Annotated in this window: 12 protein-coding genes; 8 read left to right on the top strand and 4 right to left on the bottom strand. The window is 42.2% G+C overall.

All coding sequences use genetic code 11. The features are described 5' to 3' along the window. Positions 1-77 precede the first annotated feature (77 nt). Positions 78-605 (top strand): RDD family protein, encoded by a 528-nt coding sequence (locus HBHAL_RS18750; RefSeq protein ID WP_041601460.1) that lies wholly within the window; start codon positions 78-80, stop codon positions 603-605. An 806-nt stretch (positions 606-1,411) separates the two neighbouring features. Here the strand turns inward: HBHAL_RS18750 and HBHAL_RS18745 are convergent. Continuing rightward, the gene (locus HBHAL_RS18745; protein ID WP_014645098.1) at positions 1,412-2,821 is read right to left on the bottom strand and encodes a Na+/H+ antiporter NhaC family protein; all 1,410 of its coding nucleotides are present in this window, start codon (positions 2,819-2,821) and stop codon (positions 1,412-1,414) included. Between the two features lie 208 nt (positions 2,822-3,029). On the opposite strand from HBHAL_RS18745, the gene HBHAL_RS18740 reads away from it, so the two are divergent. The 4 genes from HBHAL_RS18740 to HBHAL_RS18725 all read left to right on the top strand — a co-directional run bounded on the left by HBHAL_RS18740 (position 3,030) and on the right by HBHAL_RS18725 (position 6,600). Beyond that, positions 3,030-3,890, top strand: coding sequence for a GAF domain-containing protein (locus HBHAL_RS18740; protein WP_014645097.1), 861 nt, complete (start codon positions 3,030-3,032; stop codon positions 3,888-3,890). A 93-nt stretch (positions 3,891-3,983) separates the two neighbouring features. Next, positions 3,984-4,424, top strand: coding sequence for an SRPBCC family protein (locus HBHAL_RS18735; RefSeq protein WP_014645096.1), 441 nt, complete (start codon positions 3,984-3,986; stop codon positions 4,422-4,424). Between the two features lie 109 nt (positions 4,425-4,533). Further along, complete coding sequence (locus HBHAL_RS18730; RefSeq protein ID WP_041601780.1) at positions 4,534-5,673, top strand: DEAD/DEAH box helicase; 1,140 nt, start codon at positions 4,534-4,536, stop codon at positions 5,671-5,673. 183 nt (positions 5,674-5,856) lie between these two features. Then, positions 5,857-6,600, top strand: coding sequence for a CAP domain-containing protein (locus HBHAL_RS18725; RefSeq protein ID WP_014645094.1), 744 nt, complete (start codon positions 5,857-5,859; stop codon positions 6,598-6,600). Between the two features lie 38 nt (positions 6,601-6,638). On the opposite strand, the gene HBHAL_RS18720 is transcribed toward HBHAL_RS18725, so the two are convergent. After that, on the bottom strand, positions 6,639-7,274 hold the full coding sequence (locus tag HBHAL_RS18720) for a hypothetical protein (RefSeq protein ID WP_014645093.1): 636 nt from the start codon (positions 7,272-7,274) through the stop codon (positions 6,639-6,641). Between the two features lie 191 nt (positions 7,275-7,465). Between HBHAL_RS18720 and HBHAL_RS18715 the strand changes: the two genes are divergently transcribed. Continuing rightward, positions 7,466-8,863: an amidase gene (locus HBHAL_RS18715; RefSeq protein ID WP_014645092.1), complete on the top strand. Its 1,398-nt coding sequence runs from the start codon at positions 7,466-7,468 to the stop codon at positions 8,861-8,863. 41 nt (positions 8,864-8,904) lie between these two features. Here the strand turns inward: HBHAL_RS18715 and nagZ are convergent, their stop codons facing one another. Next, positions 8,905-10,143, bottom strand: a complete 1,239-nt coding sequence (nagZ, locus tag HBHAL_RS18710) for a beta-N-acetylhexosaminidase (protein WP_014645091.1) — start codon at positions 10,141-10,143, stop codon at positions 8,905-8,907. Between the two features lie 329 nt (positions 10,144-10,472). On the opposite strand from nagZ, the gene HBHAL_RS18705 reads away from it, so the two are divergent. Next, positions 10,473-10,937 (top strand): NUDIX hydrolase, encoded by a 465-nt coding sequence (locus tag HBHAL_RS18705; protein WP_014645090.1) that lies wholly within the window; start codon positions 10,473-10,475, stop codon positions 10,935-10,937. A 147-nt stretch (positions 10,938-11,084) separates the two neighbouring features. Here the strand turns inward: HBHAL_RS18705 and HBHAL_RS21895 are convergent, their stop codons facing one another. Next, entirely contained in the window at positions 11,085-11,189 is a 105-nt protein-coding gene (locus HBHAL_RS21895) for a putative holin-like toxin (protein ID WP_014645089.1), read from the bottom strand. A 239-nt stretch (positions 11,190-11,428) separates the two neighbouring features. Here HBHAL_RS21895 and HBHAL_RS18700 point away from each other — a divergent pair, with 239 nt between their 5' ends. After that, positions 11,429-12,604: an MFS transporter gene (locus HBHAL_RS18700; RefSeq protein WP_014645088.1), complete on the top strand. Its 1,176-nt coding sequence runs from the start codon at positions 11,429-11,431 to the stop codon at positions 12,602-12,604. Positions 12,605-12,797 lie beyond the last annotated feature (193 nt).

Here is a 12,797-nt window from a genome sequence, read left to right as displayed (position 1 = left end):
ATTGCGAAGGGTATAATAGTTTCAAAAGGTACAGGGAAATGGTGAGGCATTAAAAATGTAAAGGAGAGGTGCCAGCTATGTCTTTTTCCCTCTTCAAAACTCGATTATATGCTTTTCTGCTGGATTATCTCATCATTGTATTATATGGGGGGCTGGTGGTGGGAGGTATCTCCTTTATACTGCAATCTACTATTACCCCTTTGTTCTCACATTCTCCAGTCACAGCTCAATGGACAGGCTTCCTTCTTATTACGTTACCTGTTTCATTTTATTTCGTGATCGCTGAGCAATCGATTTGGCAGGGGACCGTTGGAAAAAGGATGATGGGGGTTCGTGTTGTTGATCAAGCAGGAAAGCGGATAGGAATAGGACGTTCTATCCTTCGCACAACGATTAAATTTCTCCCGTGGGAAGTTGCTCATTTTGTAGTCTGGAATTTAATACTTCCCTCTGGTTTTTCGGAGATGACTCTTTATGTCATATTAAGCGCTGTATATATCACGGTGTTTTTGTATTTAATCCTGCCTCTCACCAATCCAAAGCGAAGAAGTGTCTATGACTGGGTTGCAGGTACAGTGGTGGTAAATACACAAAGAACTTCTTAATAGATGAAGATTGCGTAAATATAATTTGTTAAACATGTTATTAGTTAAAATAAATAGAATTGTTAAACTAAACGGCCGTATAGTTGAAGACTCGATTTCGAGATAATTTGGGTCCGTTACGATATGAGGAGGGGGCTGGTGGGGAAATAACTCATCTTGTTCCATCACCCAGACACTCGAGACATAAGCCGTTCATCAACCGACGGAAAAACCACCATCCTTTTGATGCTCGGCTTATGCTGTTCGTGTCTTTCGGGGTGATTCCACATTTGAACACTTTCCTATGGCCCTACACGATGTAGGGTCGATCGACGTTGCCACAGGACGTGGCGACTTTAGTCGATCCTCCTTTTACCATGAGCTTCCTCGCTCGTTTCACTCCCTGCGGGATCTCACCTAGTTCCTTCTCCCATGGGAGTCTCGCCATTTCCCCACCAGCCCAACTTTCTTAGGAATAACGGTCCCTTCGGGAAGAGAGAATTTTTTTCTTCCTTAACCTGCCTGAAATGCTTATATAACAGGCTATCCCGCATAGTTAAGCTTGAATAAAGTGAATACGCCCATGGTGAAGGATAAAGCCGTTTCGAGTCTCTGATACGGCCAGGTCCGGAGGGGAACGGGGAGACTCCTGAGGGATAAACATGATTGGTGAGACCCCGGAAAGCTTTAGCTTGAGGAGGCTCAGCACATGTCCACGGAAAGCGAGTCGTTCCCCGAAGGACCTAACTCTCTCACGAGATATCTCGAAACTGAGTCTTAAACAAACGAGAGCTTATCTTTAATTGGAATTCGGAAATAGGGGGTATTTAAAAGAAAAAGGAGAGGCCAAAGTATAAAACTGCTGCAGCCGAAGCAGCCCATAAAGCGGGCTTCAACTTGAACTTAGCATATTTAATGGCATTTAAATTTAATATCCCCGCGGTCGTATTCGTATCATCGCTCAATGGGGAAGCAAAAGCACCAAATGTCCCACTAGCAAACACGGCACCGATGACCATCGGCAGAGAACTGCCCGCAACGGCGGCTATGGAAACACCAACCGGCATAAGAATTCCCCAGGTCCCCCATGATGAACCAATAAAATAAGAAAGCCCGCAGCCTACAATGAAGATAATGACGGCTACAAAACCAGGAGGAATCCAGCCGAACCAGGAAGAGATCGTATCTGCAAACGCAAGAGCTTCAGAACCTTTACTAAGCCCCCATACCGTTCCCAGTAAGAGAATAACTCCCATAATTTCATTTCCCCCATAGATTAAGCTGTCCATAATTTTTTTAAGCGGCAATGCTGTTATTTTTAAATAAATGACGAACCCGATCAGGGTTGTAACTACACCTAAGACCATGGCGTCTAACACAGCATCGTTGATCAGCGCCTTAAATCCCTGCTCGCCTTCCTCGACTCCTACCATATACATAAAAAAGAAGGTTAATACGATCACACTTGCGAGCGGAACAATTAAGTTCCAGGGCTTTGCCGGGAGCTCTTTAGTTACGGCAGGGTGGCAGTCCTGCCAATCATCATCGTCCTTCCCCTTATCCTGACTCATATCTTCAGCATCTGTGGCAGGTTTTTTATTACGATGGAAAAAACTTAAATAGAAACCTACAATCAGCATAGAAAAAGCAAAGAAATTAAAGGGTATACTACTGATGTAAAGAGAATAAGGATCACCTTCCGCATTAGCCTGCTGCAACGACAACTCGATCACAGACGTCATGTAACCAACGAAGGCAGTAGCTACAGGGATCAAAACGACTAGAGGGGAGGCGGTCGTCTCGATGACAAACCCAAGTTCCTGCTTACTCATCGGAATTTTTTTTCGCATGGCTTTCATAACAGGAGCAATGGTTACGATGCGAAAACTAGGAGCACTGAACGTCCCGAGTGATGATAGCCAGGTAAGGATAAAAGCGCCTCTTTTTTTATCAATACGTTCTGTGGCTTCCTGAACAAACCCTTTAATCCCCCCGGACACCTTCACAATTCCTATCAAGGCGGAGAAAGCGTAGAGAAAAATAATAATCTTCATATTATTTTCATCTGTCAGACCTTGAACGATGAACATGAACCCTGTCATCATACCTCTGAGCCAATGTGGATCTACCAGGTATCCAGCTACAATAACGGCAAATAATAAACTTGGGATCACTTGCTTGGTCCAAATGGCTGTTAATATGACGACTATAAAAGGAATAATGGCAATCCAGTCCATAATATATGTACCTCATTTCGCACGGTTGATTTTTATAGGTTGTGTGGAGTTGGCAAAAGATATTCCTTTCGCTTATCGGATTTCAACTTTGATTAAAAACATTACTTAATAGTGACATATTTGTTACTGTAAAAGGGTAGATAACGAATAGCGTTTTCGAGTATAGTCAATATAAAATGACGTAAGAGTATAGAAAGGTGAGTTAGTTATGAATCATCCACCTCAAAAATTTCTAATACCAAGAAATTTTCAGGACTTTGAAGAAGTAGCAGAGAGTATTATTGAACTAATGGATCAATCCACTAATCTTGATACTTTGTTTTTTACCTCAGATGACGGAGAAACTTGTAAAGTTATACAAGTAGCGAGCCAAAAGGAACCACTGGTATCAAAGGGAGAAACCTTTCCTTTAGATGGTACTCTCTGTAAAAGAAGTCTCGACCATGGAAAGAAAGCATATATCATTTCTGATCTTACGAAAGAAGAAAAAGGCCAGGCCATTTTGGGAAAACGTCCGCTGGAAAAAGGTAGTTTTATAGCCGTTCCTATTTTTTATAAAGATGGATCCAATTATGGAACCATCTGCGGACTTCATTCAGAGCCCACTTATTTTTCACGGGAGAGCATTGAATTGTTCGAAACCATGGCTTCGCTCCTGACCTATGTACTTGAACTTGAGCGTGCTAAAGAGCAGATTAATCAATTGTCAGCACCTCTTGTTCCCATCACGGAAAGCGTAGCGATCTTACCGGTAATCGGAGAGATTAGTGAAGAGAGGGCTGATATGATCATCCAGATGACTTTGCAGAAAAGCCAGGAATGGGAGCTCGATGATCTAGTTATTGATTTGTCGGGTATTTCGGATATAGACGAGACAGTCGGGGCCTCTCTGTTAAAAATTGTGAATATACTTAAGCTGATTGGGGTTACCCCAGTGATTACAGGGATGCAGCCGGATCTTGCTGTGAAGGCTGTTGATATTCGAGATGAATTAAAAGAAGTGGACAGTCAGCCAAACTTAGGAAGCGCGCTAAAAAAACTGGGCTTTTCTTTAAAAAGAAATGAGTAACATGTTTTCATATTGTGTGATCGAGGCAGGGAAATAAGGTGGAGTAGAAAAATATTTATTGAGGATTGATTCTGTTTATAGCGGAGGGTTTTTATGTCTTTTCTTGAAAAAAGTATAACCATTAAGAAGCCCGTTTATGAAGTCTTTGAAGCTGCTACTGATTTTAAAAACAGCCCTGAAATTATGGATGCCGTAATTAAAGTTGAACTATTGTCAGAAGGGCCGGTCCGGGAAGGTTATCAGTTTAAAGAAACAAGAGAGATCAGAGGCAGAAAAGCTTCCTCTGTGATTGAAGTGACTAAATTTCTGAAAAACCAGCGTTATTCTGTACAAAGCGTCCAGAACGGTCTTGACTTGAGATATCATTATACGTTTTCCGAAGTGAGTGATGGCACGAAGGTGGAATTTCGCGGAGAACTCTATACAGAAGGGCTTCGTAATAAGCTAGCCAGACCTTTGATCGAAAGAATCATTAGAAAAGAGGACCAGGACCACCTTGTCCACTTGAAAAATTATATCGAAACTAACCGTTAATCGTGTATAATATAAAGCAAGCTATGGATTATGTATAAAAGGTCTCTTAACCATCCAATATGGTATGAGGCCTCTTTTTTTTATGATCGAAAGAAAGGATATGAAAAATATGAGTAACAACCAAACAGAATGGTTTAATGAACTATCCCCTTTTCTAAAAGAAGCATGGAGCAATTCCGGGTATGAAACTCTAACAACGGTACAGGAACGCGCCATCCCGCTCGTTTTAAATGGAGAAGATGTGTTGGGGGAAGCTCCTACCGGAAGTGGAAAAACGCTTGCCTATCTTATTCCGCTGCTTCATAAGATTGATCCTGACCAAAAGCATACCCAGGTCCTTATTTTAGCTTCTTCTCATGAACTGGTCATGCAGATTAATGAAGAAGTTCAGAATTGGACGAAAGGAAGCGGGATTAACAGTACTACCCTTATCGGCGGAGCAAATATCAAACGACAAATGGAAAAACTGAAGAAGAAGCCGCAAGTAGTGATTGGTACTCCTGGACGGGTCTATGAATTAATGAAAAAGAAAAAAGTAAAAGCTCATGAAATTAAAACAGTGGTCATGGATGAAGCCGACCAGCTGCTTGTCCCAGAACATATTCGAACGGTCAATGACATTCTGGAAAGCATGCTCAAAGATCGTCAAATCCTGTTATTCTCAGCAACCATGCCTGAAGAAGTAATTGACGTAGCGCAGGAGTTTATGGATGAAGAAACAGAAGTCGTACGTGTAGAAACAGAAATACAAAAGCCGGACGTCGAGCATACGTACATGGTGTGTGAAGATCGGGATAAGATTGAAGTCCTTCGTAAGCTTGCCAGGATGGATGGTTTTAAGGGGCTTGCATTTCTGCAGGATATAGCGAAGCTGAATGTATTTGCCGAAAAATTAACCTATAAAAACTTAGACCTCGGTCTTTTGCATAGTGATGCAAATAAAGAACAGCGTGCTAAAGCGATTAGAGAATTTCGGAAAGGGGACTATTCACTGCTGTTAGCAACTGATGTGGCGGCAAGGGGCCTTGATATTATAGATATTAACCACATTGTGAATTTAGATGTTCCTAAAGATGCCACGGCTTATATTCATAGAGCTGGCCGCACAGCCCGGTTAGGTGCATCCGACGGGACAGTCATCTCCCTTGTGAATCCAGTTGAGCAAAAACGCTTGATGAAGCATGCTCGCGATCTTGATTTGTCGTTGCATGAGAAAGTGATTTATAAAGGTTCTCTAAAAGATGCTTGATTAATGAGTTGATGGGGTATTCTTTAGTAAAGAGTTGTGAAAACTTAGTATGGATAACCAGTAAGTAATTTCTGGAAACGATTGGTTCAGTCCCTTTGCTTGTGGTACCTTCCCGTGGATGAGATAATAGACTTATCAGTAACCTCCAGACTTTAGGCAACTTGATGATAAGGAGCAGAGTAGATGATTAAAAAACTCCTGTTAGTAATAATAGTAGCTGTAATTATTGGAACAATAGCTGCCCCGTCCTATGCTCAGGAAATATGGGAAAATAAAGACGACCACCTCGGTTCAGTCACGGAAAAAGCCCATCAAGTAGGGAATTGGTTCAGCGATTGGGATGCTTCCAGCCCGTTAATTGAAGAACTGAAGAAATATTTTGGAAGCGGTGAAATGCCGGAACCTGAAATAGAAACCAGTCCTGAGCCTATGGACCCTGAAGATAACCAGAGTGCCACACCTGAAGACCGTTCTGGAGAAGAAGTTAACAAGGAACAAACCGATCTTTCTTCTTCTTCTCTTAAAGATTATGAACCTTCTGAGTATGAAAAAGAAGTAGTAGTGCTGGTGAATGAAGAACGGGCTGCAGAAGACTTGAAACCTCTTGAAATGTTCAATCGTCTAAGTGGACTTGCGGTTGTAAAATCCGAGGACATGGCTGAAAAAAATTATTTCAGTCATACGTCTCCTACCTACGGCTCGCCATTTGAGATGATGGATGAGTTTGACTTCTCTTATTGGGCCGCCGGTGAAAATATTGCGGCTGGTCAACGAACTCCTGAAGAAGTCGTGGAAGGCTGGATGAATAGCGAAGGACACCGGGCGAATATTTTAAATGATCAGTTTACACACATTGGTGTAGGCTATATAGAAGATTCCGGGAAATACGGGACGTACTGGACTCAACTATTTATGAAGCCCAGGTAGAATACTCCTCAACACAGTCAGCTATGCTGGCTGTTTTTTTATGACTTCTTTTCTTCCGTCAAAGAATGCACATAACCTTTTACAGTAGGTCGGTCGGTGTGGCTTTCCAACTTAGACCATTGAGTAATAATATAGAATAAAGTGATAAGCATGGCGGCGAGGCCTGTATTCATAAAGCCTGCCGACGGACGTGAACCGTAATAGTAAAAAGCAGCCTCGTGATAAATAAAAAACAAAAGGGTTGTGAGAGTGAAATAAGCAAATCGTGACATGAATGGCTTAGATTTGTGAAACGGACAGGAAAGCAGTAGAGGTGCCCAATAGATAACGGAGGAGACAGCTAATAGGAAGAGGTGGAGAAAAAAGCCGTATCTACTCGGAATCATAGAGAGAACTTCAAAGCTGACTATGACACCGAAAAAGAAAATGAAAGCGCTGGAAAGCAGAAGATGGCTGCTTGATACCAGCCATCGAAAGGATTTACGAAACCAGAGATGGTTTTGGTTCGCATACAGGATAAATAAAGGAGCAGCACCAAAAGCGACGAGGCTTCGTGTAAGGTTTACAGCGGAATCAGGAGTAAGTAAATTTAATGTGAATAAAACAATAAGGAAAGAGGCGAATCCAATAATCCAAACAAGCTTTTGACTTCTAAGGGGGAAATGGTATTTCATTCACGTATCCTCTCCTTTGACTTTGCTATAATTTTCCCTGGCCGGATAAAAATAAACGCTGGTTTTTTAATTTTTTGGTGAAATTTCCAAGCGCTGTTTTTCTACTTATGATTAAAAGGAAGCGATGTAGTAAATAGTTTATTTTTGATGGTATTTCATAGAAAATGAGAAAGGAAAGGGAGGCTGATCAAATGGAAATTTATGATCTTCATGAGTTAGATGGGATAGGACAGCGGCGTTTAATTGAAGAAAATAAGTTGAAGCCTGAAGAAATTGTTGAGCATTATAAGGCAATGATCGATCGAAAGAACCCTGAGCTCAACGCAGTTGTACATAAGACTTTTGAGAATGCAGAAAATATTAATGGAAATGGTGTGTTTAGAGGGGTTCCGTTTCTAATTAAAGATTTAAATGCTATGAAGGGATATCCTCTTTCCTACGGTTCAAAGATTATGGATGGATTTAAGGCATCAGCAGATGATGAGATTGTTAGACGTTATAAGCAGGCAGGATTAACGATTCTAGGTAAAACGAATACACCTGAATTCGGCTTTACTCCGGCTACGGAATCTGTTCATCTTGGTTTCGCGAAGAATCCGTGGAACCATAACTATTCTCCGGGTGGGTCGAGCGGGGGAGCTGGAGCGGCTGTAGCATCTGGCATGATTCCGTTTGCTCATGGCAGTGATGGAGGAGGATCCATTCGAATTCCAGCATCGAACTGTGGAGTGTTTGGACTCAAACCGACCAGAGGACGGACACCCTTTTCCATGCGTTTGAATAGTTTCGCGGTTAGTCACGCTCTCACCCGTTCTGTTCGTGACAGTGCGGCACTTCTGGACGTTTTGGAAGGTCCGCAGATGGGGGATCTGTTTGCTACTCCTGCTTACGAAAAACCTTACACGGAGGTAATAAAAGAGGAGTTAGGCATCCTTAAGGTGGGCTATCTAGCTGATTTCGGGGAATTAATGGACATTGCACCCGATGTGCAGCAAGCGGTGAATGAGACAGCTCATTTGCTGGAATCCTTAGGTCATCATGTAGAAGTCGCTTATCCTGATTTTGATTTGCACCGTTTCATGGACGCTTACGTGACGGTATGGGTACTTGGAGGGGCGCTTGCTGTTCAGGATGCTGCCCGAATGAATGGAAAAGATCCATCTTCACAGAATCTTGAACGAATGCTTTCTACCTTGATTGATAAAGCTTCCCGATTTACAGCTATGGAATACGAGCAGGCCCGGATGTTCTTAGCTTCTGAAAGTGAGAAGGTTCATCGGTTTTTTGAGAATTATGACGTGTTGCTTCATCCGGTTACTTCTAAGTCGGCATTGCCGCTTGGCTGCTATAATGGAGAAGAAAATACGATTGACGAGATTCTCGCGGTGTCTGCTCAATATGCTCATCTTTCTCCTATTGCCAACGTGACAGGACAGCCTGCTATGAGTGTCCCATTGTACTGGAATGAACAGAACGTGCCAATCGGCTCACATTTTATGGCGAAGTTCGGGGATGAAGCTACACTGTTTAAATTAGCCGCACAGCTCGAGGAAGCTAAACCCTGGTGGCATCGTTATAAAGAAATTTAAAAAAGAAAAGCGTGTTTCCCGACGGTTAGCGGGAAGCACGCTTATTGAATCTGATTCCATACCTCTTCAATTTGCATATTGAGTTGAGAGATTTCTGCGGTGTCCTCATACGGTTCACTTAACTTATAAGTTTCCTTTTTCTGAAGTATTCTTGTAACACTGGTATTTAACTGACTTTCTGGAATTTGTCCGTCCCTAACAGCTTGGATAAGCGAATTTTTCACACTCTGAAACTGACTTGTATCTGTTAATAAAACCATATCCGCCCCTGCTTGTATCGAGAGTACGGCTGCTTCGCTTGTTCCATAATTATTGGAGATTGCTCCCATAGCCATATCGTCCGTAATGACAAGCCCGTTGAAATCCAGCTGCTCTCGGATAATACCTGTAATAATTGTTTTAGAAAGAGTGGCAGGGTATTTCTGATCGAGTTCAGGGAATAAGATGTGAGCGGTCATGATGGCATCTGCCCCTTGTTCAACAGCCGTCTTAAAAGGTACCCATTCGAAATCCTCTAACTCTTCTATGGTTTGATCCACGACAGGAAGGTCATAGTGTGAATCCACAGACGTATTTCCGTGACCTGGGAAGTGTTTGACCACGGGTATGACCCGAGCCGATTGTATGGCTTGCATGGCTGAGATCCCCATGTTTTTAACGCGCTCTGGAGTTTCTCCGAAGGAACGATCTCCAATCACTTGATTATTTGGATTATTTACGATATCAAGCACAGGCGCAAAGTTCATATTAAAGCCAAATGCTTTCACTTTTTCAGCCAATAGTCGTCCTGTTTTTTGAGCAAGCTCTGGATCCATTGTGTCGCCAATTTTTTTGCTGGCAGGAAGATTCATGATGGCACTGTCCGGAATCCGGCTTACCCGGCCGCCTTCCTCATCAATCCCTAAAAAAAGTGGGGTGGGATTATTTGCATTTGCCTGGCGAATCGAATCCACTAAATTCTGCAGCTGTGGGGCGCTCTCAACATTTCGCCCGAGTAAAATTACCCCTCCAACCTGATTCTGGCTGATCATTTCTTTCTCCTGATTACTTAAAGTAAGTCCCTGGATACCAATATATAAGGTTTGGGAGACTTTTTGTTCCATAGACCACTGTAAGAGAGGGGAGCGGGTACTTTTCTCTTCGTTCCCTCTTAGTGGCATTTTGGAATGGGAGGATGCATCTTTTGGCGCGTTCTGAGTGCCACCTCTGATGTTGATTATTAGAATGACAGCCGACACGACAACAAGCGTTAGTCCAATAGCTGTAAGGGTGCGTTTCAAAGTTATTCCTCACTTTCAAAATGATAGTTTTTACTGCTGTCTGTTATTTAAGTATTCTTTAGCCATTGAAGACTTCACAATTCAATAGGATCGAGCTCGTTATAAAAACTAGGAGAAGCATCTTGTGGAAGGTAGGTATGTCCACATTTTACCACCTCAGGTCAAACAGATATTACCATTTGATTTATTCTAACACAGGGTGTGGAGAGGGGACTCTTCTTTAATAAAGTCTGGATAACTTGAATGGGAATATGAAAAAGTGATTCAATTAGAGGTACAAGCGAATTGCACGAGGCGAGTGTAAATAAAGATAAGGGAGTACATTATTTATGGATTATATTACATACATCCGTTCGAAAGTAGGGAAAGAGCGAGTGATTATGACGGTATGCGGTGCATTTGTTATAGATGAACACAACCGTGTGCTTCTACAATTAAGGGCTGATACGCAGACGTGGGGGCTGCCGGGAGGCTTTATGGAGATGGATGAAAAAGTGGAAGACGCGGCCAGACGTGAAACTAAAGAGGAAACAGGACTTGAGCTTGGTGAAATGGAACTGTTTGGTGTGTATTCAGGGATGGAGCTGCATAAAACGTTTCCAAATGGTGATCAGGTCGCTCTCGTCCAGATTTTATTTACTTGCAAAGAGTTCACCGGGGCCTTTAATTTTCAGGATGGAGAGACATTAGATGCTCGCTTTTTCCCATTGGATCAATTGCCGGATCAAATATTTGAGAAGCACAGAATATTCTTAGACGATTACATAAACAAGCAGCCACCCGTTATAGGCTGATGGATGACGGCATATACTTGTGGTACAATAAAGTCAGAATTGAACATTCGAAAGGCCGCAGTGTCCACTGCGGCCAGACCGGCAGCTGTTCCGAAGGGATCGGCTACTCACTGAGGAATAGACCTCTCCCGTTACCAGACAGGAGGTCTATTTTTTATTGGTCATTTTAATGACCAACGCGAGCAGAGCAATAAGGAAAGTTCCGAAAGAAAATAGAACCATAAACACCTCATAGATACTCAAAAAAGGCATCACCCCCTTTCCACTTCGATAAGGGGGCAGCCGACCTCCTATATAGAAACACTGCCTGGTTGTCATTTTATCACAACAAATCTAGGTCAATAGAATGAAAATAATAGGTTTATAAATTTTTTTAATATAATAAATCGTTTACATATATTTTTATAGTTTTAAGTAAAGAGACCGTGGGAAAACCCTCCAAGCAATCAAACAGATTTATTATATATTACAATCATCAGGGGGTAGCCCACATGTCTCGAGGAAAGAGTATTCATGCTCTTGTCATCCTTATGTTCACCCAGTTTATATCGGGTGGGGTGACGAATACAAAAGGAATTGTGCTTGATCAAGTAGAACAGGATTTAGGGCTTGATATGGGTCAATTCGGTCTTGTCGTTTTTATATTTCAATTAGGTTTTACATTAGCCAGTGTGCTGATCGGGTACTATACCGATAAAAAAGGGCTTCGCATTATGACAATCGTCGGTTCAATTATTATGGGACTTGGATTTCTAGGTACCGGTCTTGCCCCTAATATTACGTTCTTTTTAGGGTTTTATATGATCGTCGGCTTTGGCCTGGGTTCTTTAGGAGTTGCTTCTAACGCAATCGTGCCGGCCGCATACCCAGATCGACAAAACAAGATGTTTAACTTAGCTATGGGCGTATATGGACTAGGGATGGTCGTGTTTCCACAGTTCTTAAACTATCTTTTTCAGTTTGCTTCCTGGCGTTATTTCTATATAGGGATTGCGGCAAGCCTTGTAGCCGTCATTATCTACATTACTTCCGTCCATTTCCCGTCTGGAAAGGCTGAGAAGATTGATTTGAAAGCGTTCATTCCTATGTTAAAAGATGCTCAATTCGTATTTCTTATGTTTTTCTTAATCTTTGAAGTATCAGCGGAAGTATCTTTTATGAACTTCTTTCCGAGTTACCTTAAATCTCTTGATTTAGGTGGGCTTTCTACTGAAGCTAAAGAAGACATGGTAGCAACTATTCTCTCTCTGTTCTCTGTATTTTTTATGGCAGGCAGACTCGCTATTGCTTACCTAACCAACTGGATCAATGAACGCATTATATTGATTACGTTCTCTGCAGGTTCCCTGCTTATGGTAGGAATCAGTTTCTTGTTTGCTAATGATTTCCCTTATTTATTCTCGGGTGCAGGTTTGTTCTTCTCCACATTATTCCCTACTGCCACAGCTTTTGGTACACAGCTTTCCAAAAATGGCGGTTCTGCACTTGGTTTAATATACATTGCTTCCGGTATCGGCGGCGGTATTGCAGGTTATATTGTAGGCTTGGCCTCCGAAATGTTCGGCCAGGCGGGAGGATTCAGCATTGTGCTTATATTCTTGCTTCTCATGCTGATCACCACCTTCTTCATGAACAGTAAGAAGTCGAGCCAATTAAAAGAAACGTAGACCAGGGATAACATGAAAGAAGCATGGCCTCATAAGAGACCATGTTTTTTTTAGTAATTGGCCCGGCTAAATCTTCATGTTGAAATATACAGTTGAGCTGGCGATAGTGTAGGAACGACGAAATCGAGTCTCCCACCATCCGGAGCAGAGGCCGCTGAAAAACTCCTTTCTACCCAGGGGAGTTGTTGACGTT

The organism is Halobacillus halophilus DSM 2266, from assembly GCF_000284515.1.
Taxonomy (GTDB): Bacteria; Bacillota; Bacilli; order Bacillales; family Halobacillaceae; genus Halobacillus; species Halobacillus halophilus.
Note: the sequence above shows the minus strand (reverse complement) of the source record. Positions and strands in the feature narration are given on the sequence as shown.

What these genes read in the sequence shown, in the direction of transcription:
- HBHAL_RS18750 (WP_041601460.1), top strand. Translation starts at nt 78, where the DNA reads ATGTCTTTTTCCCTCTTCAAAACTCGATTATATGCTTTTCTGCTGGAT.
- HBHAL_RS18725 (WP_014645094.1), top strand. Translation starts at nt 5,857, where the DNA reads ATGATTAAAAAACTCCTGTTAGTAATAATAGTAGCTGTAATTATTGGA.
- HBHAL_RS18735 (WP_014645096.1), top strand. Translation starts at nt 3,984, where the DNA reads ATGTCTTTTCTTGAAAAAAGTATAACCATTAAGAAGCCCGTTTATGAA.
- HBHAL_RS18745 (WP_014645098.1), bottom strand. Translation starts at nt 2,821, where the DNA reads ATGGACTGGATTGCCATTATTCCTTTTATAGTCGTCATATTAACAGCC.
- HBHAL_RS18720 (WP_014645093.1), bottom strand. Translation starts at nt 7,274, where the DNA reads ATGAAATACCATTTCCCCCTTAGAAGTCAAAAGCTTGTTTGGATTATT.
- HBHAL_RS21895 (WP_014645089.1), bottom strand. Translation starts at nt 11,189, where the DNA reads ATGCCTTTTTTGAGTATCTATGAGGTGTTTATGGTTCTATTTTCTTTC.
- HBHAL_RS18700 (WP_014645088.1), top strand. Translation starts at nt 11,429, where the DNA reads ATGTCTCGAGGAAAGAGTATTCATGCTCTTGTCATCCTTATGTTCACC.
- HBHAL_RS18740 (WP_014645097.1), top strand. Translation starts at nt 3,030, where the DNA reads ATGAATCATCCACCTCAAAAATTTCTAATACCAAGAAATTTTCAGGAC.
- HBHAL_RS18730 (WP_041601780.1), top strand. Translation starts at nt 4,534, where the DNA reads ATGAGTAACAACCAAACAGAATGGTTTAATGAACTATCCCCTTTTCTA.
- HBHAL_RS18715 (WP_014645092.1), top strand. Translation starts at nt 7,466, where the DNA reads ATGGAAATTTATGATCTTCATGAGTTAGATGGGATAGGACAGCGGCGT.
- HBHAL_RS18705 (WP_014645090.1), top strand. Translation starts at nt 10,473, where the DNA reads ATGGATTATATTACATACATCCGTTCGAAAGTAGGGAAAGAGCGAGTG.